Source organism: Cyclobacteriaceae bacterium, from assembly GCA_030584025.1.
GTDB lineage: Bacteria > Bacteroidota > Bacteroidia > Cytophagales > Cyclobacteriaceae > UBA2336.
In genome coordinates, this window is record CP129487.1 from 1,028,298 (window position 1) to 1,048,646 (window position 20,349).

The window sequence follows — 20,349 nt, forward strand, 5'->3', positions numbered from 1 at the left end:
CCTTCGCGCCCGCATGAGACTCCTGACCATCCTCTTTACGTGTTTCGTAGTTGCCGCCACTGCCCAAAACAAACCAGGTACGGAGTTGCCCATTCGGAAAGCGCAGGGTTTAATAACACTGGATGGAAAGCTTGATGAGCCCGACTGGCAGCGAGCAGCTGTGGCTAAGGATTTTTACCTCAACTTTCCAGTGGATACAGCCTTTGCGCCTTTTCAAACGGAAGCACGCCTTATGTTTGATGACCATAACTTTTACCTATCGTTTGTGTGTTACGATGATCAAACACCCGACATCGTTCAATCTTTGAGACGTGATTTCGACTATGACAATAACGATAATGTTGGCTTCACCCTTGGACCGTATAACGATCGCATCAATGGATTCTTTTTTGTCATCACGCCACGTGGTGTGCAGATGGAAGGAACCGTTTCAGGGGGTGGTGCAAGTGGTGATAATTTCAGTGCCACATGGGACAACAAGTGGTATAGCCACGTAGAGAAATATGAAGATCGGTGGATTGCGGAGATCGCCATACCCTTTAAAAGTTTTCGCTTTAAAAGCAATTTGAGGGAGTGGAACATCAACTTCATCCGGTGGGATAGAAAAAGAAATTTATCCAGCACCTGGGTTGCTGTACCGATTCAGTTTGATTCCGGTTCGTTTGGGTATTCGGGACAATTGGTGTGGGAAGATCCTTCACCGGCAGCCACCACAAACATTTCCATCATTCCGTATGTAGCCGGACTTTCATCAGTCGACCGGCAGGTTTCTCCGCGTAAGCGAACAAGCGATTTGAATGCAGGCTTTGATGCCAAGATTGGTGTAACGCCTTCACTTAACCTTGACCTTACGGTTAATCCTGATTTCTCCCAGGTAGAAGTCGATCAGCAAGTGATTAACCTGACGCGTTTTGAATTTCGGTTTCCGGAGCGGAGGCAATTTTTTTTGGAGAACAGCGATTTGTTCGATCAGGCTGGCTACCCAAGTGCACGTCCGTTCTTTAGCAGAAGGGTTGGGCTAACGCGTGATACTTCCAATAACATCCAGCAGGTCCCGATTTTGTATGGCGCAAGGCTTAGTGGTTCAATTAATAAGGAGTGGCGCGTGAGCGCACTCAATATGCTTACGCAGGAAAAGGAAGAACTCGGCCTACCGAATCAGTTGTATACCGTGGCCACGGTTCAACGAAATTTCTGGAAGCAATCGAATATATCGGTTACGTATGTGGAGAAACAATCGCTTGGTGTTTCGCGATTTGATAGTCTCAAATATTTCAATGAGGAATTATGGCAGCCAAAAGTTAACAATAATGACACCACGTGGGTGCTGAACGATTATAACCGTGTGCTTACCACCGACCTTGAACTGCTCAGTTCCGACAACCGGTGGTATGGAAGTTTTTATTACAGCGCTTCATTCGATCCACACCTGGAGGGAAAGAATCAATCAGGTTTTGGTTTTATCAATTACAGGAGCAGAAATTTTCAGGCGATGTACGGGGAAGCATTTATTCAGGAAAACTATAATGCTGAGGCTGGCTTTGTACCTACTCGCGGTGTTTACCCCGGCTTTCAAAATTCCTTTACGAATATTGAGGGTATTTTCTATCCGGACAGCAAACACATTGTGCGCATGGGTCCAAGTTTGAATGCTGAAATCTCGCGCATCCCGGGAGGCAGTGTTACCGATAAAAGTTTGTCGTTGGGGTATGGTTTTAATTTCCGAAATACATCCGAACTTGAATTCAGTTATTTTCTCACGTACCAGAAACTCACCAATACGTTTAATCCGATTGACGGGGAGAAGTATACATCCTTTCTGGAAGGAGAAGACTATACGTGGGCGGGCGTTGGTATTGGGTACCGTTCAGACCAGCGCAAGATTTTTAACTTTTCCACCGGTATTAATTATGGCGGATTCTATAACGGTAACTTACTTAATGTAAATGGTTCACTGAACTACCGGTATCAACCTATTGGCAGCGTGGCCATCCGCTACGATTACAACGCCATTGATCTGCCCGATAATTACGGAAAGGAAAAATTATTTCTGATCGGGCCGCGCATTGACCTTACGTTTACCGATAAAATCTTCCTCACTACCTTTATCCAATACAACAACCTGGCGGATAATATCAATTTGAACGCCCGTTTTCAGTGGCGGTATAAACCAGCCTCCGATTTTTTTGTTGTATACACGGAGAACTACCTGCCCCAACATTTAGCCAGTAAAAACCGGGCGTTGGTGTTTAAGTTAACCTATTGGTTTAATCTTTAGTACGGCCGGTAGTTTATCCTTATTTTTGCGCCTGCCTTGTTGGTAGGCAGGACTCAAAATCAATAAAAAATGGCTTTTGGTTTTTTTAAAAAGAGTGAGAAGAAGGAAACCCCTGCTACAAACAGTGGGTCACGGTATCATGAATTAAAGGTGAAGGAGATTATCCGGGAAACGAAGGATGCCATCACCATTGTGTTTCAGCAGTCTCAACCTAAAATCACTTATAAATCCGGTCAGTTTTTAACGCTTATTATACCCATTCAGGGCAAAGAGGTGCGCAGGGCATATTCCTTATGTTCATCGCCTTTTGTAGATGAAGATTTGGCGGTAACCGTAAAGCGGGTGGATAACGGGCTGATGTCGAACTGGCTGCCGGATAACCTGAAAGCGGGTGATGTGCTGAAGATCATGGAGCCCATGGGGCAGTTCACCACTGAATTTGATAAAACGCGCAAGCGCCACCTCATCATGTTTGCGGGCGGATCAGGTATTACGCCCATGATGTCAATTATAAAAAGCCTGCTTACGCAGGAACCGGAAAGCATCGTATCGTTGATTTACTGCAACCGCGACATCGATAGCATTATTTTCAAGGATGAACTGGCGAAGTGGGAGACGAACTACCAGGGTCGGTTACACGTGATTCATGTGCTCGACAATGCACCGATGAACTGGCAAGGTCTGTCCGGATTGTTGAATCCGGAGATGCTGAAGAAATTATTTGAACGCATCCCTGATTGGGGCATCGATAAAACCACATACCTCATGTGCGGACCTGAAGGCATGATGAAGAATGTGGATACGCTGTTGGCACAACATAACATACCAAAGGAAAAAATCTTTAAAGAGAGTTTTGTTCAAGGAACAATTGACAAAGAAAAGAAACAGGAAGCAGCACCTGCTGTAGAAGAGAAGAAAGCACGCGAAGTAACCATTCGTTACGATGGTAATGAGTATAAGGTTATGGTAGAACCCAACCGTACCATTTTAGAAACTGCTTTGGATCAAGGCATTGATCTTCCGTTCTCGTGCCAAAGTGGGTTGTGTACCGCTTGCCGCGGAAAAGCGCTGAGTGGCAAAGTAAAACTGGATGAAGAAGAAGGGCTGTCGCAATCGGAACGCGATGAAGGGTATGTGTTGACGTGTGTGGGGCATCCGCTTACGGATGATGTGGTGATTGAGATTGGGTAATTTAAAAACTTTGCGATTTCTTTGCGTACTTCGCGCCTTTGCGTGAAATTATTGAGGTTGATATAAATGCAAGTTGCTTGCTTCCTTTTTCATTCACAATCTTTTTGAAATAGTTTAAACCAATCGGTTAAAAAAACCGTAGTACATCATAGTTAACTAAACCCTTTATTTCATGCGTTTGAGAATATTACTCTTTTCTTTCGTGGCTGTCAGCTTTGTAGCAACAGCACAAAACAACAAATACGGTCTGTATATGCCTATTGAATTTCAAAATGCATATGAGGCCGGTACCCGTAAAGCAGACGGTTCGGTTTCACCAACCTACTGGCAAAACCGTTCCGATTACAAAATCAAAGCCACCATTGACCCGAAGACGAGAATGTTGTACGGTCAGGCTATCATCACGTATTTCAACAACTCGCCTGACACCATTCGCAACCCAACGTTTCACACCTATCACGATTATTACAAACCCGGCTCCAAGAAGGCAGGTTTCTTTGCTTCCGGTAGCCCGGCTGATGCCAACCATGAAGGTGTGGTGATTGAGAAGCTGGCGGTGAACGGAGAAGTGGTAGACATTAAAAATCGTGAAGTGGTTCGGCATAACGGTACCAATTATACCGTTCGTCTCAGCAAACCGTTGGCACCAAAGTCGGCTATGCAATTTGAAATTAACTGGAAGTACAAAGTACCCGGTGAAGGTTTTGAGCGCAGTGGCGCCATCGACAGCACCTCCATGTTCATTGCCTACTGGTATCCGGAAATGGCCGTGTTGGATGATATTGATCTGTGGGATCGTGTGGTGTATGATGCGGCAACCGAGTTTTACCACGATTATTCTGATTATGAAGTAGAGATAACTGCTCCGGATAATTTTACGGTATGGGCATCAGTGGCGCCAAACAATGAAAGCGAAGTGTATTCACAAACTGTTCGTGAAAGACTGGCCAAAGCAAAAGCCAGCATTGAGCCGGTGAATATTATCGGTGAATCTGATTTCAAAAAATCTTCCTCAAAAAATATTACCTGGAAATACACTGCCAAAAATTTTCCTGATTTTTCTTTTGCCTTAAGCGACCACTTTGTTTGGGATGCACGCTCTTACAAAGACAAAATGGGAGATTACTTCATTCAGGTTGCCTATCCGGCCAATCATAAGGAGTTTGGTGCGGTGTTAAAAGCTATGGAAGAGTCGCTGAAAGTTTTCCATACAGAATTTCCGGTTTACGAATTTCCATACCATTACTTCACCATCTTCAATGGTTTGCAAGGAGGAGGTATGGAGTTTCCGGGCATGGCCAACGACCAGGAAATGTCGGGTGCCATGATTGAACAATGGACGGGTAAAAAAGTAAGCGATGTGGATGCACAACTTGGCCTGACGTTACACGAAATGTGTCATATGTATTTTCCGTTTATGATGGGAATAAACGAAAAGAAGTATGCTTGGATGGATGAAGGCTTTGCTTCCTTTTCAGAATATTTTATTGAGCCGCTGTTTCCTGCAGGAAATTGGGATCAACCATACCTGGGTTCACAAAGTGTTCTGCCCATCATGGTGCCCAGCCATGTTCATGAAGGAAGCGGACTAAATTCGTATACGGTGGGTTCATACTCGTATTACAGTTTATACAAACTGTTGGGTAAAGATGTCTTCACGAAATGCTTGCATACGTATATGAATGAGTGGAAGTTTAAACATCCAACGCCTTATGATTTCATGTTCACCTTTAATCGTGTGTCGGGTCAAAACCTGAACTGGTTCTGGAATAAGTGGTATTTCGATTGGGGTTATATGGATATGGGCATTGCCGGAGTGAAAGACAATGTGGTAACGTTGCAAAATTTAGGCGGCAGACCCATAGCCTTTAGTATGGACATTACGTTTACAGATGACTCAAAAGTTACGGAAGAGGTTAATCCATCTGTGTGGAAAAATGCAGCTACCTATGCGCACAAGGTTAATGCGGGTAAGAAGAAGATTAAATCCGTTTCATTGGTTATCCCTACCAATGGCGATGCCAATGGACAGAACAATGTTTGGTCGGCACCAAAGTAAATCTGAAAAACAAATTAATTTGGAAAGGCAGTGATTTTCACTGCCTTTCTTTTTTGCCAATAAGTTTAATGATAGCAGGAATGGCGATGATTACCCAGACTACATTGATGAACGTGTTGGCGTATGCAGAATAGTAAACCGTGTAAACAATCAAAAAAATCCCTCCAACCAGGTTTAATAAAAGAAATCCTAATGAATCGGATTTTATTTTCTGGTAGCTGTTTAAGCCGTAGGCAGCAATTACCATAATTGATCCAGTCCAGCCGATAATGTCAATGAGGAATTTCATCTTAGCGTGTTTTGCTTTAACCAAACTGAATCTTTGGCTTTTGTAGAATAATTGTAAAGTAGTTCTTTGTTAATATAGAGTTTTCTGTTTATGAATATTGCACCCTCTTTGATCTTGAACGGCTCATTATAGTGTTCTAATACCACAATCATATTTTTGTTCCAACTTGAATCGTTATAACTGGTCTGCACAAACCCTTGATCATTCCAATCCACTTTTTTTAATGGATACGTTGTGCAAGCACAAAAAAATAGTAATCCTAAGTTAAAGATGAATCCACGCCACATGGTAAATTATTTTAATGCTATTTTAAATAAATACATGTGATTTGTAACATAAAGAAATTTCTCATCATCAGACAAAGTGCAGTTAGCAGAAGCGTTTGTCAGTTTTATTTTACCAATAAGCTTGCCCGCGGAATTAAAAATAAATACTCCGCCCGGCCCGGTTGCGAAAATATTTCCCTTGCTATCAATTTTTAATCCATCGGGTAGACCTTTTTCTGTGGGTACCAGGTCGGTTGCATCATACAGTATTTTTCCACTTAAAACTGTACTGTCGTTTATTGTATATGTATACCACCTTGCTTTTTGTCCGTCAGAGTTGGCAACAATCATTTCGCCTGTTGGTGTAAAGGCAATGCCGTTTGGCCTTGTAAGTGAATCAATCAACAGGGTTACAGCGCCATCTTTACTTACTTTATACACACCCTGAAACGGAATTTCTTTCGTAGGATCACCATCTTGCCTTGGCAAACCATAGGGCGGATCGGTAAAGTAAAGTTCATCATTGTAGTAAGCTGCATCATTCGGGCTATTAAACCGTTTTCCATCGTAACGATCGGCTAAGGTTATAAAATTTGATTGGGGGTTGTCTAACGGTGCATCCATGTACGCCAAGCGCCTGTCACCATGCTGGCAAAGAACAAGGTTTCCCTTTTTATCAAGTAGCAAGCCGTTTGAACCCGGTTCTCTGCTAAGCGTTTCTGTTCCTGTAAACCCGGAGGGAGCGAGGTAAACCTCAACTTTGTTCTCGTTTGTCCATTTGTAAATTGTGTTTTTCGGTACATCCGAAAACAGCAACATGTTGTGCTCCTCAACCCAAACCGGGCCTTCACTCCAGGTAAAACCATCAGCCAAAATCTCAATGGGGGTGTTTTGGTCAAGAATGTTGTCCAATTCAGCATCCAGTCGTTCAATGGAACCGATCTTATTTTCATCAGCAGTGGAACAGGCCTGTAGCAAAACAGCAAAAAGTATGGGTATGGAAAATCGCATGGTAATAATTTTACAGGTGGAAAGATCAGTATGGCAAATCGGTTTATTTTTGCGTGATTCAATATAAGCGGATTAAAACTATTTACACATGGTAGCAGCAGAGAAGTTAGAACGCCCAATCCGAAAATTTTTACCGGAAACGTTTACCGTTACCGGGTGGGATCAATTGAAGCCTTATTTCGATAGGCTTCTGGAAAGGGAAATTACTTCCATTGATGGCCTGAAAGACTGGTTGCGTGATCGCAGCGAACTGGAAAGTGTAATCAGTGAAGATTTTGCCTGGCGCTACATCAACATGACCCGCTTTACCGAAAACGAAACCTATAGCAAAGCCTATCAGGATTTTGTTGAAAACATCCAACCTAAAATGGCCCCGGTATCCGATCAGTTAAACCGCAAAGCTACATCCAGTGAATTCCTTGATGTGCTGGCCAATGAAACCGGCTATGATATCATGATCCGGAACCTGAAGAAGGATATTGAAATTTTCAGGGAAGAAAATATTCCGTTGTTTACTGAAATCAGTCTGGAGCAGCAAAAGTACAACACCATTGCAGGCGCCATGATGGTGGAACTGGATGGAAAAGAGCTGACACTTCAACAGGCATCGGTAAAACTCATGTCGGTTAACCGGGAGGAACGCGAGCGGGTATATCATAAAATTTCCAGCCGAAGATTGCAGGATAAGCAAGTGCTGGATGAATTGTTCACGAAGTTGATTGATCTTCGGCATCGGGTGGCTGTGAATGCTGGTTTTAAAAACTTCCGCGATTATATGTTTACAGCGATGGGCCGTTTTGATTATACCCCACAAGATTGTTTCGATTTTCATGAGTCGGTGGCTGCGGAAGTTGTACCCATTCAGAATGCACTCGTTGTTGAGCGTAAAAAATTGCTGAGTGTTGATCCGCTAAAGCCGTGGGACAAGGCCGTTGATCCGGAAGGGAAAGATCCGCTTAAAGCGTTTGAAAATGGCAAAGACCTGACAGATAAAACAATTGAATGCTTTCGCAGAATTGATCCGTATCTCGGTCAATGTTTGAGCATCATGAACGCCATGGGGCATCTTGATCTGGAATCACGCAAAGGGAAAGCTCCGGGTGGTTATAACTATCCGCTGGCAGAAATTGGCGTGCCGTTTATTTTTATGAATGCCACATCAACCTTGCGCGACATGGTTACCATTATGCATGAAGGTGGGCATGCGGTGCATAATTTCTTAACGCGTGATCTTACGCTCAATGATTTTAAATCAACACCTTCGGAAGTGGCTGAACTGGCTTCCATGTCGATGGAATTGATTTCGATGGATGCCTGGGATATTTTCTTCACGAATGAAGATGACCTCAAGCGTGCCAAGCGCGAACATCTGGAGGATATTCTGGAAACGTTGCCGTGGGTAGCCACCATTGATAAATTCCAACATTGGATTTATGAGCATCCGAATCATTCGTTGGAGGAGCGTAGGGAGAACTGGAATGCCATCGTAAATCAATTCAGTGATATCGTTACCGATTGGAAAGGGCAGGAGGAGGCAAAGGATTACCTGTGGCAGAAGCAACTTCATTTATACGAAGTGCCCTTCTATTACATTGAATATGGTATGGCGCAATTAGGGGCTGTTGCCATCTGGCGAAATTACAAACAGGATAAGCAGCAAGGATTACAGGGCTACCTCAACGCCTTGAAGTTGGGTTATATGAAATCCATCCCGGAAGTATATGCAGCAGCGAATATACGATTTGATTTCAGTCGTGCGTACATCAGTGAACTGATGGCGTTTGTAAAGAAAGAGCTGAATGAATTGAAGTAGGGCTTTCTAGTAATTTTTCTGTGATTTTATTTGTATAGTGTAATGTTACACATTACATTTATGACACCTTTTCACCATTTTTTAAACTCTTTAAAGAAAACCACGTATTTCATGGTGAAGAACTTTATACATAAAGGGCTCAAGGAGCTCTTTGAAAAAGGTAATTCTAAGAGATTGCCTCAGGAACGAGTAAAGAAACTTAAACAAATGTTAGCAGTTTTGAATAGTGCTACTACGGTTCGGGATTTTGATCTTCCGGGTGCACGGTTGCATCAGCTTAAGCAACCGCCCTTGAGGGGCTTTTGGTCTCTTGATGTAACTGGGAATTACCGATTGGTCTTTAGGTTTGAAAATGGTGATGTGTATGATTTGGACTTTATAGACACGCACTAAAAGAAATGATTATGAATTTTAGTTTGCAACATTCTCCTCCTCATCCCGGTGAAATTTTGCAGGACCTATATCTGGAACCATTAGGGCTGTCTGTTACTAAGGCTGCAGAGCATTTGCATATTGCAAGGCCTAATCTCTCGGCTATCGTCAATGGTAGGGCCGGCATTTCTCCTGAAATGGCCTTGAAGCTATCGCTTGCGTTTGACACTACCCCGCAGTATTGGTTGAACCTTCAAAGCAGTTTTGATCTATGGTCTGCCTCTCGATCGAAAAGAAATCTTACGAGGGATATTAAATTATTAATTCCACGAAGGAAAACCGCTTTGAGAAAAGTTAAAACTCAATGAAGGTAGAGTATTAAGGCTATATCAGCCCCGACTTTTATCTAGCAAGTTACTCAGCTGTTCCGCTTCTTTATCGGATAAATTGAGGAAGCGATCGACTTCCTGCTGTTGCATTTTTTTGAGTAATTCAAGGCCAGCTTCCGTGATGTTTACATCGCTGGCGCGCTTATCTTTCGGGCATGATTTCTTTACAATCAGATTTTTCGCACTGAGCCTGTCAAGCATGCGTGACATGTCAGAATTTTTATCCAGCATTCTCGATTTGATTTCTTTAGCCGAAATGCTGTTGGGATGTTGCCCCTTTAAAATACGCAGTACATTAAATTGCTGCCCCGTAATACCAAAAGACTTGAAGTAGTGCTGCTGTTGGTTTACCAGCCAGTTAGAGGTAAACAATAAATTGATTACCGCCTTTTGATGCGGATTAATAAATTTTTGCTGCTTTATTTCGTCTTCAATCTTCATTGTGGAGAAAAGAAAAAGGCTGCTTCAAAAACGTTTGCCTGTTCATTCGACAAACTTAAATTGAAACAGCCTTTCATGAAATGGATTAGCTATTTGGCTGCTTGTCCAATTCAATCTTAATATTCAAACTTACTTCGTCACCTACTACCATTTCACCACTGGCCAGTTTGTTGGCCCAGTTTACGCCATAGTCCTGACGGTTGATTGAACCTAATACTTTAAAGCCGGCTTTTTCGCCACGGCCGGTATCGATTTTACCACCATAGGTAACATCAAATTCAACTTTCTTGGTAACACCTTTCATGGTGAAATCACCCTTCAACTTGTATTTGTTACCCTCCTTTACCAGGTTTCCTTTGAAACTGATTTCAGGGAATTTTTCAGCATCAAAAAAATCAGCAGATTTCAGGTGACCATCGCGTCTTTCATTTTCAGTATCGATAGAAGCAACCTTTGCTGTGAAGGAAACTTCAGCACCGCTGAAATCATCAGTTTTGGAAACTACTGATCCGGTGTAATCTTTAAAAGAACCTTCTGTTTCAGATACCACCATGTGTGATACGCTGAAACCGATTTTAGAGTGTACCTTATCGATCGTCCAGGTACTTTGAGCCAACATGCTGCCGCTAATAAGCAGCCCCAACATTAAAACAGAAATCTTTTTCATAACGAGTTTTTGGTTGTTTAATCAGTTTTTGAACATGTAAGCTTAACACAATCTGAAAAATAAATGTTTAAACATCTATTTTTTATTTTGTAACGTACTGATAATCAGTTAATTTATTTTGAACTAGGCTTTCAGGTAGAAGTCTTTCATCAGGTTTTGGTACTCATCAGACCAAATTTCTCCCGATTCGTACAACAGAATTTCTCCGGTTTCGCATGGCCGGCTTTCTCGTGAAAATTCCATTAATAGACGCTCAACCGGTTTGTTGTTTCGGGTGCGGAAACTCCATTTTCGAATGCAGTGTAAGGCCCTGTCCAGCGCCAGCTTTTCAAAAGCCTTGCCCTCCGTTACAGGAAGCACCACGGCAAACCGACCGCTTGCATTTAATAAGCGTAGCACAGCCGATAGCAATTCTTCAAAGCTGAGTTGTTCGGTATGTCGTGCGGTGGTGCGGTGTAAATCGGTTGGTTTGTAGCTGTTGATGAAGTAGGGAGGATTGGAAACAATGAGATCGTATGTTTTTTCTGGAGAGAAAGTCTGAATAGCCTGCGTATAAAGATGCAGACGATCATTCCACGGAGCTTGAGAAAAGTTTTCCTGAGCGTCAACACAAGCATCAGGGTTAAGTTCAACAGCATCAACCTGTACGTATGAAGGTGTTCGCTGTGCAAGCATCAAGGCGATCACGCCAGTGCCCGTTCCAATATCTAGGATTGTTTGAGCGTTGGTTACGTCAACCCATGCACCCAGCAAAACACCATCGGTGCCCACCTTCATGCTGCTCCGCTTATGGGTAACGGAGAATTTTTTAAAGTGAAACTGATCGGGTTTTACGCGCTTCATTTTGCGGAACTGACAATCGTCATTTAGGTTACAAAGTAAATAGTTTTAACTTTCGAACGGTTAATTCAATTCCTATGGCGTACAAAACCGATCTTGAAATTGCACAAGCGGCAACCCTGAAACCTATCCAACAAATTGCTGCCAAACTTAATATTAAGGATGACGATCTTGAGTTATATGGTAAATACAAAGCCAAGCTTCCGCTGAAGTTGAGTGATGATGCCAAACTAAAAAAGAGCAAACTGATATTGGTCACAGCCATGACACCCACCCCGGCTGGTGAAGGTAAAACCACCACATCAATCGGCTTGTGTGAGGGCATGAATAAAATCGGGAAGAAGACTACGGTAGTTTTGCGCGAGCCATCATTAGGTCCGGTGTTTGGTATGAAGGGCGGTGCAGCCGGTGGGGGATATTCACAAGTTGTGCCGATGGAAGATATTAACCTGCATTTTACCGGTGACTTTGCTGCGGTTGAAAAAGCCAATAACCTGTTGGCAGCTTTAATTGATAATGATATTCAAAAACCCGGAGGTGGATTGGGTATTGATCCGCGCACCGCGGAATGGAAACGCGTGATGGACATGAATGATCGTGCGTTGCGCAACATGATTACCGGTTTAGGAGGAAAGAATGGTGGGATGATACGTGAAACAGGATTCAACATCACCGCTGCTTCAGAAATCATGGCGATTCTTTGTCTGGCGAAAGACATGAATGACCTGAAAGAAAAAATCGGGAATATTTATATCGGTGATACGTATGCACAAAAAGCAGTCTTCGCCCGCGACTTAAATGCGCAAGGTGCGGTGGCGTTGTTATTGAAAGATGCCATTAAGCCAAACCTGGTGCAAACACTGGAAGGAAATCCTGCCATTATTCATGGGGGACCGTTTGGCAACATTGCTCAAGGCGCAAATTCGATTATCGCCACGCGCATGGGCATGAGTTTGTCGGATTATGTGATTACGGAAGCCGGTTTTGGTTCCGATCTGGGTGCTGAGAAATTTATTGATATTGTTTGTGGGTATGGCGATTACTCTCCGCATGCCATTGTGTTGGTGGCAACCATTCGCGCGTTGAAATATCATGGTGGTGTTTCCCGTGAGGACTTGACCAAGCCAAACGTAAAAGCACTTGAAATAGGATTTGCCAATCTTGAAAAGCACATTGAGAACACAAAAATATTTGGCGTGCCTGCCGTGGTGTCGTTGAATAAGTTTGTCACCGATTCGGATGAAGAACTTCAGTGGGTTATTCAGAAATGTGAATCACTGGGTGTCGACATTGCTCTTTCGGAAGGTTGGGAAAAAGGTGGAGCAGGTATGGTTGATCTGGCCAAAAAAGTAGCGGAAGCTGCCGATAACTTTCATGGAAAATATTGGCCGGTGTATGACTGGAAGTCATCCATGGAAGAAAAGATCAGAACGGTTGCTGTAAAAATTTACGGAGCAAAAGATGTGGAGTTTTTGCCCAAGGCAAAACAGAATTTAAAGAAGATTGAGCGGATCGGTTTGAATGGTGTTCCGGTTTGCATTGCCAAAACACAAAATAGTTTTTCCGATGATGCCAAAAAACTTGGTCGTCCAAAAGACTTCATCATTACCGTGCGTGAAATTGAAGTAGCTGCCGGAGCGGGTTTTGTAATCCCGATTACGGGAGATATTCTGCGCATGCCGGGCTTACCGAATGTTCCCGCTGCCTTGGGGATGGATATTGATAATGATGGAAGGATTAGTGGATTGTCGTAGACTGTGATGTGATTTGTCACTTGATAGAGTTAAATTTGTTAGACATAACGAAAGTTAAATTATGGCTAAATCAAGAAGGCTCAAGGTCATTAAAGTTAGCCCGGAACAAGAGCAAAAAATGAAAGATGAGGCTTTTCTTAAACTCACACCGGCACAACGTCTGCGCATTCATGAACAGTTACGAAAAAGAATTTGGGGTAAGCTATATAACCAAACAAAGCTTAAAGGACTTAAGGTGAAGAAAAGACCAGCATATGTATGAGTTTCTTTAGCCGGGTGCATGAGCGTGTTCTGAGAAAATTTGTTGCTAACAGTGTGGACTTTGTTTTAATAGGAGGGCATGCATCGATTATCCATGGTGTTCGCAGGACCACTTCTGATTTGGATATCTTGGTACGACCTACACAGGAGAACGGCCAACGGGTAGTAAGAGCATTTCAAAACCTTGGCGTAGATTGTAAGAATATTCACGCGGAAGACTTTCTTGTTGAACAAGTATTTTCTTTCGGCATGGAACCAGATGCGGTTGATATTTTAAATTTCTCAAAAGGTATTTCTTTGGAGGATATTTTCGAAAATGCTGTGACCAGAAAAATTGATGATTTGAGAATAAAGGTTATTGACATCAGAGATTTAATAACGAACAAAGAGAAAATTGGCCGGGATTCAGAGAAAGGTCTGGTTGATCAACAAGACATTCTGGCGCTAAAGCGGATCTTAAAAATGAAGAAGTAACTTCTGTGGGTACTAGAAATTGAGCTCTATTGTCAGTAGATTCTGTACATATTATTCAAAAGACTGTTTCGGGTAGCTTTCCAAAGCCTGATTTGGTAGCCGTTGAAGAACCGTTGGAAATCCGGTTGGGTTTTGGGCCGACCGATCAACGGGAGCAACGAAGTTTGGCGGTAACCATGCGTACGCCTGGTCATGATTTTGAACTGGCGGCCGGATTTCTTTTTACCGAAGGAATTGTTCATTCTTTTTCGCAGATTGAGAATATCCGCTACTGCGAAAACCTGGGCAAGCAGGAGGAAAATAATGTAGTACGTGTTGAGTTGAACTCAAGCCTGACTCCCGATTTTCAGAAACTTCAACGAAATTTTTATACCACATCCAGTTGTGGTGTTTGTGGCAAATCATCCATTGAAGCGGTTACCGTTCAATGCGCTCCGGTCACAACCAATTGGTCAGTTTCTGCCAAGCTTATTCAATCGTTACCTGATAAACTTCGTGAAGCACAACATGTTTTTGAGCACACAGGCGGATTACATGCTTCGGGATTATTTGATCAGCAAGGAGCATTGATGTTGCTACGTGAAGATGTTGGTCGGCATAATGCATTGGATAAGGTAATTGGCGCTATGCTTTTTAAAGAATCAATTCCATTATCTGATTTTATTCTGGTGGTGAGTGGCCGTGCGAGTTTTGAGTTGGTTCAGAAAGCTGCAGTGGCTGGTATTCCTGTTTTGGTTGCCGTGGGTGCGCCTTCCAGTCTGGCTGTGAACCTGGCGCAAACCAGTGGCATAACATTAGTTGGTTTTGCGCGTGAGGAAAAATTTAATATCTATACACATCCTCACCGCATTGTATAGTTTATTGATTTTTTGATTGGTGATTTTTATTTCACCTGCTCGCACCAAAACCCAGGGTATTTTGTAATCACCAGGTCTTCCGTTACGGATACCTGACAAGCCAGACGTAAACCATTATCCTGACAATGTGGTGGAAAGCTTAGCCTTATTTGTTCTTTCATGGTGTGTGGGTTGACTTTGCCTAAAATTTTTACCGCACAGGTTCCACACGAACCAAACCCACGACAATTGAGTATTCGCGCATGACCATTATGCACATTGAGTTTGTGCCGGTGCAACGCATCACGCAGAATTTCTCCTTGTTTGCAGGAGATGGTTTTATTTTTGAATGTAATGGTCGGCATAGCTTAAACGCGCAATGTTGACATACCACCATCCACTGGAATGATTTGTCCGCTAACCCAACTACTTTGATCATTGAGTAACCAGGCGGCAGCTTGTGCAATATCAATTGATTCGCCTACCCGTTTAAGTGGATGGCGATCCCCGGATGCTTTTTTCTTTTCCTCGCTCGACAGGATTTTTGAAGCTAACGGTGTATCCGTGATAGACGGAGCGATTGCATTTACCCGAATTTTTGGAGCCATCTCAGCTGCGAGCGATCTAGTCAACCCCTCCAATGCACCTTTGGCCATAGCCACAGACGTATGAAAGGGCATGCCTTGCTGAACAGCCACGGTGCTGAAAAAAACAATTGAACTGTGGTTTGCGGCTTTTAATCTGGGTAACAACTCCCGAACAACTCGTGCCGCGCCTAGAGTATTTAGTTGTAGGTCGGCTAAAAACTCAGTATCTGTAAACCGATGAAAAGGTTTTAATGCAATGGTACCGGGCAGGTACGCCACGCCATCAATGGTTTCAGGAAGTTGCGTGAGGTCGATAGAATCATTCGCGACATCAAACGAAATGTATCGAATATCAGATTGTTCAGGTTTTGTTCGGCTTAAAATGGTTATATCGTGTCCTTGCTTCAACAGAATATCAGCCAACGAAGCACCTATGCCGTAACTACCACCGATGAGTACAAAAGATTTCTTTGCAGACATGTTCAGGTTTATGATCCTTTTAACCGTCTGCTGCCGCAAATGTTAAAGACTAATCGGGTAAAGCGCGAATAATTTCTTTCAAGAATAGATTGTCATCAACGGCATTGCCGGTTGTCAAACTAAGTTTTACAACTACCAGATCGTGTGAGGGAATGATAAATACATTCTGACTTTCATATCCACTAGCATAAAACATATCGGAGGGAACATCCGGGTAGGTTCTATCGACAACATCATTCTGATTACCGGCATTAAGCCAGAATTGTGCTCCGTATTCTCCATGTTTTGCGCCCTTGGCTGGTGTGGTGGTGTACTCTACCCATCCTTCCGGAAGTATTCTTCCGGTTGTCCAATAGCCATCGTTCAGATACAACAAGCCGAACCTCGCCCAGTCGCGGGCAGTGGCATACGAAAAAGATGAACCAACAAATGTTCCGCCAGCATCAGGTTCAATCACCAACGAATTCATCCCGATTTTATGAAAGACATTTTCATAAGCAAAGCGATGATAGGTTTCATCGCCAACCGATTGCCGGATAATCCATGAAAGGATATTGGTTGTGCCACTGGAATAATAAAATACTTGACCGGGCTTGTGCTTTAATGGAACAGACAGGGCATATTTTCCGGCATCACGTTTTTTAAACAACATGTTGGTAGCCGTGCTGGGGCCGCTGTAATCCTCCTGCCAATCCAAACCTGAAGATGCCTGCATCAAATTGTGAATGGTAATGGCTGATCGTTCATCATTTTTCCAATCCTCAATCGGAGCGGGTTGGTTTACGGTAAGTTTTTCATCGCGTACCAGTATGCCCATCATGGCGTTGGTCAGGCTTTTCGTCATCGACCAGCCCATGAGCCGAGTTTTTTGATCAAACCCATTAGCATATTTTTCAAGTATAATTTTGCCATGGTGTATAATAAGCACTGCGCGGGTTCGTCTGTTCTTTTCTTCACCGGGTTCTTCAAAAGCTTCGTTTACTGTTTTTGTAAGCAACTCCATATTATATTCACTCAAATCAAGTGAATCGGAAGTTCGGTCGCCCATGGGCCAGGCAAGCGTATCTTGACGTGTATTTTCCGGAGTGGCAATTTTCCAGTTTTGTGCACGAAGTTCTTCTTCGGTCACCCCGTTAACCAATGTGCAACCGAGTCCTTTTCTATAAATCGCTTTGCGTTTGGCTAGCCCAAAAACACTGGCGGTTGCCGATGAATCGGTATAGTTAGCCTTAAACGATCCGAGCTTGAGTAGCCCTGATCCCAGTTCGTTGTCAATTACATCCTGTTCAGCCCGACCAACCAGCATGGTGCAGGAGCATAAAATTTTGGCACCATAACCGGTTATGATGGGGAAGGCGATCCAGGCGTAATAGATACCGTAGCTGAGGGCTGCCAGCATGATGAGGGCAATGGATCGAAGAATGAGTTTTCGCATGATATTTATTTTTTAACCACAAAGCGCACAAAAGAACTGCACACAAAGTTCACTAAGTTTTGCGTTCGTGTACTAACCTATGGTCTTTGGATTTTGGTTTTACAACATTACAGCTTTTTTGATTCCCTTGCTCTTACGAATGTTCACGGCAATCACTTTGTATTCCGGGCACATGGCTTCGCTATCGTGTTCATCGGAACCAATTACGTTCAACCCGATTTCAGGGAAGTGGAAGGTAGAACTTAAGATGCCGGGCTTTACTTCATCGGTGATGCGGGCTTTTAAATCCACTTTGCCCCGCGCAGATTCTACGCAAACCATATCGCCATCTTTGATAAAATGTTTTGCGGCATCGGCCGGATTGATCATTAATACGTCTTCAGTTAAAAGCTCAACGTTTTTGGTTCTGCGTGTCATCGTGCCCGCATTGTAATGTTCCAATTCGCGGTTAGTAGTAATGATGTACGGATATTCTTTTCCGTTGTTGATGATTTCCTGGCTTTCCTGAAAATCGAAATAGTGGAACTTACCTTTGCCGCGTTTGAATGTTTCCGTATGCAGAATTTTTGTATCCGTTCCGTCTTCTTTCACCGGCCATTGTTTTCCGTTTTCGCCCAGTTCACTCCACTTTACGCCTTTGAAGAACGGAACGATTTGTGAAATTTCTTTCAGTAAAGTATCCGGATCATAATCGGGTTGCGCGTAACCCATCCTGTTCATGATATCCACCACAATTTGTCCATCAGATTTAGTGCCTTCAATAGGCTCAACCACTTTGTTCACGCGCTGAATTCTTCGCTCACCGTTGGTAAACGTTCCGCTCTTTTCGAGGAATGAGGCTCCTGGCAATACAACGGTTGCGAGCTTGGCGGTTTCGGTCATAAAGAGTTCTTGCACTACCAGTAGATCCAACTTCTTCAACGCGGCCACTACCTTGTTTGTGTTCGGATCGGTTTGTACCAAATCTTCGCCCATCAACCAAAGCGCTTTAAGTTTGTTATCCAGCGATGCGGTATACATCTGTGGAATTTTATAGCCGATATGATTCGGAAGTTTAACGCCATAAAAATCCTCATACATCTTGTGGTATTCCGGATGGGTTACATCGAAATATCCGGCACCCTGGTGTGGCTGACAGCCCATATCGGCTGCACCTTGTACGTTGTTTTGACCGCGTAATGGATTTACGCCAACACCTATTCGGCCAATGTTTCCAGTTATCATGGCAAGATCAGTGATCAGCATGATGGCGTATGTTCCGTAGGAATGTTCGGTAACACCTAAGCCGTGAAATGCCATAGCTGCTTTTGATTTAGCATAGGCCAGTGTTGCTTCGCGAACAAGATTTCTGTCGACACCGGTGATGCGTTCAAGTTCGTTGATATCTACATTCAGAATTTGTTTTTTAAAATCTGCATATCCTTCTGTTCGCGATTCTATGAACTCCTTATGCTCCAATCCTTCGGTAATGATGTAGTATAACATCATATTGAGCATGGCCACATTGGTTCCGGGTCGAAGCGGTAAGTGATAGGTAGCGTATCGGGCGAGTTCTGTTCTGCGTGGATCTATAACAATCGTGGTTTTGCCCTTCATCGCAAACTGCTTGAACTTGGCGCCCGTTACCGGATGTCCGTCTGTTGGATTTGCACCAATGATTAGAATACAATCCGCATACTTTAAATCTTCAATGGAATTTGTGGCTGCACCGGTTCCAAAACTGCGTTGCATGCCTAAAGCCGTGGGTGAGTGGCACACGCGCGCGCAGGAGTCAATGTTGTTGGTGCCGATCACCACACGGATGAATTTTTGCATCAGGTAATTTTCTTCATTGGTGCAGCGTGCCGATGAAATACCTGCGATGTAGTCGGGGCCGTAGGTATTTTTAATATGGTTAAGCTTTTCTGCAATGAAATCATATGCCTCGTCCCACGTGGCCGGTTGAAGTTCACCGTTCTTTCTTATCAGCGGAGTGCGCAACCTGTCGGGATGGTTGTAGAAGGAAAAAGCAAATCTTCCTTTTAAACACGTGTGCCCTTGGTTTACTTCAGCATCGTAAGGCGCCTGAATGGATTTTATTTTCTCATCGTTAACTGCTACTTCCAAATTGCAACCCACACCACAATACGTACATACGGTTCGTACTTTTCTCTGAACATTGATGCTTTTCGATTCAAACACATCGGAGATTGCTGATGTAGGGCAGGCTTGTGCGCAGGCACCGCAACTCACGCAATCGGAATTCAGAAAATTATCATCAAAACTTTTAATAATCCGACTATCAAATCCGCGACCGGCCATGCTCAACACCATTTCGCCTTGCACTTCATCGCAGGCGCGCACGCACCGAAAACAGTTGATGCATTTTGAAAGATCAGAAGTCATGTACGGGTGACTTAAATCTTTCTTGCGATCGAGATGTGTTTTGCCTTCCGGATAACGCACATCGCGAACGCCCACCTGGGCGGCTACGGTTTGCAGTTCGCAGTTGTTGTTCACTTCACAGGTGAGGCAATCCAAGGGGTGGTCGGTGAGTACGAGCTCGATGATATTTTTTCTGAGACGGGTGATCTTCTCTGTATCGGTATAAATAAAAGTGTTAGGTGAAACAGGCGTATGGCAGGAGGCCACTGTTTTAAGTGGGCCGTTTTGTTGCAAGGCAACCTCCACACTGCATACCCGGCAGGAGCCAAAGGGATCCAGGTTAGGTGCATCACAAAGAGTAGGCACCCGGTTTTTTCCTAAACTTCTGCGTACCAGCGACAATACGGTTTCACCTTCCTTGATTTCATAAGGCTTATCATTGATGTATGCCACCTTAATTTTATCCGAACCGTTTCCGTTGGTGTGAATATTGATTGTTGCTGTTGTCTTCACCGCTTCCATAAGATTCTTTTTTAACCACA

The 20,349-nt window shown here is 43.5% G+C and carries 19 protein-coding genes; 10 read left to right on the top strand and 9 right to left on the bottom strand.

The features are described from left to right. Positions 1-13: 13 nt before the first annotated feature. The 3 genes from QY309_05035 to QY309_05045 all read left to right on the top strand — a co-directional run bounded on the left by QY309_05035 (position 14) and on the right by QY309_05045 (position 5,528). Complete coding sequence (locus QY309_05035; GenBank protein WKZ60846.1) at positions 14-2,278, top strand: DUF5916 domain-containing protein; 2,265 nt, start codon at positions 14-16, stop codon at positions 2,276-2,278. A gap of 69 nt (positions 2,279-2,347) precedes the next feature. Further along, the gene (locus tag QY309_05040) at positions 2,348-3,469 is read left to right on the top strand and encodes a ferredoxin--NADP reductase (protein ID WKZ60847.1); all 1,122 of its coding nucleotides are present in this window, start codon (positions 2,348-2,350) and stop codon (positions 3,467-3,469) included. A 172-nt stretch (positions 3,470-3,641) separates the two neighbouring features. Further along, complete coding sequence (locus tag QY309_05045) at positions 3,642-5,528, top strand: M1 family metallopeptidase (GenBank protein ID WKZ60848.1); 1,887 nt, start codon at positions 3,642-3,644, stop codon at positions 5,526-5,528. 37 nt (positions 5,529-5,565) lie between these two features. Here QY309_05045 and QY309_05050 read toward each other — a convergent pair whose 3' ends face one another. Beyond that, positions 5,566-5,817 carry a hypothetical protein gene (locus QY309_05050; GenBank protein WKZ60849.1) on the bottom strand — a complete coding sequence of 84 codons (252 nt, stop codon included), beginning with the start codon at positions 5,815-5,817 and terminating at the stop codon, positions 5,566-5,568. A 293-nt stretch (positions 5,818-6,110) separates the two neighbouring features. Beyond that, a complete protein-coding gene (locus QY309_05055; GenBank protein WKZ60850.1) occupies positions 6,111-7,094 on the bottom strand; it encodes an SMP-30/gluconolactonase/LRE family protein in 984 nt (327 codons plus the stop codon). An 88-nt stretch (positions 7,095-7,182) separates the two neighbouring features. Here QY309_05055 and QY309_05060 point away from each other — a divergent pair, with 88 nt between their 5' ends. The 3 genes from QY309_05060 (at position 7,183) to QY309_05070 (ending at position 9,647) form a co-directional block, all read left to right on the top strand. Continuing rightward, positions 7,183-8,907 (top strand): M3 family oligoendopeptidase, encoded by a 1,725-nt coding sequence (locus tag QY309_05060; GenBank protein ID WKZ60851.1) that lies wholly within the window; start codon positions 7,183-7,185, stop codon positions 8,905-8,907. Between the two features lie 111 nt (positions 8,908-9,018). Next, positions 9,019-9,300, top strand: a complete 282-nt coding sequence (locus QY309_05065; GenBank protein WKZ60852.1) for a type II toxin-antitoxin system RelE/ParE family toxin — start codon at positions 9,019-9,021, stop codon at positions 9,298-9,300. Positions 9,301-9,311: 11 nt separating this feature from the next. Continuing rightward, positions 9,312-9,647: a HigA family addiction module antitoxin gene (locus tag QY309_05070; GenBank protein ID WKZ60853.1), complete on the top strand. Its 336-nt coding sequence runs from the start codon at positions 9,312-9,314 to the stop codon at positions 9,645-9,647. Positions 9,648-9,668: 21 nt separating this feature from the next. Here QY309_05070 and QY309_05075 read toward each other — a convergent pair whose 3' ends face one another. The 3 genes from QY309_05075 to QY309_05085 all read right to left on the bottom strand — a co-directional run bounded on the left by QY309_05075 (position 9,669) and on the right by QY309_05085 (position 11,619). Beyond that, complete coding sequence (locus QY309_05075) at positions 9,669-10,109, bottom strand: MarR family transcriptional regulator (GenBank protein WKZ60854.1); 441 nt, start codon at positions 10,107-10,109, stop codon at positions 9,669-9,671. An 85-nt stretch (positions 10,110-10,194) separates the two neighbouring features. Further along, positions 10,195-10,776 carry a YceI family protein gene (locus tag QY309_05080; GenBank protein ID WKZ60855.1) on the bottom strand — a complete coding sequence of 194 codons (582 nt, stop codon included), beginning with the start codon at positions 10,774-10,776 and terminating at the stop codon, positions 10,195-10,197. A 123-nt stretch (positions 10,777-10,899) separates the two neighbouring features. Then, on the bottom strand, positions 10,900-11,619 hold the full coding sequence (locus QY309_05085; protein ID WKZ60856.1) for a methyltransferase: 720 nt from the start codon (positions 11,617-11,619) through the stop codon (positions 10,900-10,902). Between the two features lie 74 nt (positions 11,620-11,693). Between QY309_05085 and QY309_05090 the strand changes: the two genes are divergently transcribed. The 4 genes from QY309_05090 (at position 11,694) to fdhD (ending at position 14,962) form a co-directional block, all read left to right on the top strand. Then, on the top strand, positions 11,694-13,370 hold the full coding sequence (locus QY309_05090) for a formate--tetrahydrofolate ligase (GenBank protein ID WKZ60857.1): 1,677 nt from the start codon (positions 11,694-11,696) through the stop codon (positions 13,368-13,370). Between the two features lie 61 nt (positions 13,371-13,431). Then, positions 13,432-13,632 carry a hypothetical protein gene (locus QY309_05095; GenBank protein WKZ60858.1) on the top strand — a complete coding sequence of 67 codons (201 nt, stop codon included), beginning with the start codon at positions 13,432-13,434 and terminating at the stop codon, positions 13,630-13,632. After that, positions 13,629-14,105, top strand: coding sequence for a hypothetical protein (locus tag QY309_05100; protein ID WKZ60859.1), 477 nt, complete (start codon positions 13,629-13,631; stop codon positions 14,103-14,105). The genes QY309_05095 and QY309_05100 overlap by 4 nt, the downstream gene beginning before the upstream one ends. 29 nt (positions 14,106-14,134) lie before the next feature. Continuing rightward, on the top strand, positions 14,135-14,962 hold the full coding sequence (fdhD, locus tag QY309_05105; protein WKZ60860.1) for a formate dehydrogenase accessory sulfurtransferase FdhD: 828 nt from the start codon (positions 14,135-14,137) through the stop codon (positions 14,960-14,962). Positions 14,963-14,988: 26 nt separating this feature from the next. Here fdhD and QY309_05110 read toward each other — a convergent pair whose 3' ends face one another. The 4 genes from QY309_05110 to fdhF form a co-directional block, all read right to left on the bottom strand. Next, positions 14,989-15,306, bottom strand: coding sequence for a 2Fe-2S iron-sulfur cluster-binding protein (locus QY309_05110; protein WKZ60861.1), 318 nt, complete (start codon positions 15,304-15,306; stop codon positions 14,989-14,991). A 3-nt stretch (positions 15,307-15,309) separates the two neighbouring features. Next, positions 15,310-16,008 carry an SDR family oxidoreductase gene (locus QY309_05115; GenBank protein ID WKZ60862.1) on the bottom strand — a complete coding sequence of 233 codons (699 nt, stop codon included), beginning with the start codon at positions 16,006-16,008 and terminating at the stop codon, positions 15,310-15,312. A gap of 49 nt (positions 16,009-16,057) precedes the next feature. Beyond that, complete coding sequence (locus QY309_05120) at positions 16,058-17,443, bottom strand: serine hydrolase (protein WKZ60863.1); 1,386 nt, start codon at positions 17,441-17,443, stop codon at positions 16,058-16,060. A 99-nt stretch (positions 17,444-17,542) separates the two neighbouring features. Next, positions 17,543-20,329, bottom strand: coding sequence for a formate dehydrogenase subunit alpha (gene fdhF, locus QY309_05125; protein WKZ60864.1), 2,787 nt, complete (start codon positions 20,327-20,329; stop codon positions 17,543-17,545). Positions 20,330-20,349: the final 20 nt, after the last annotated feature.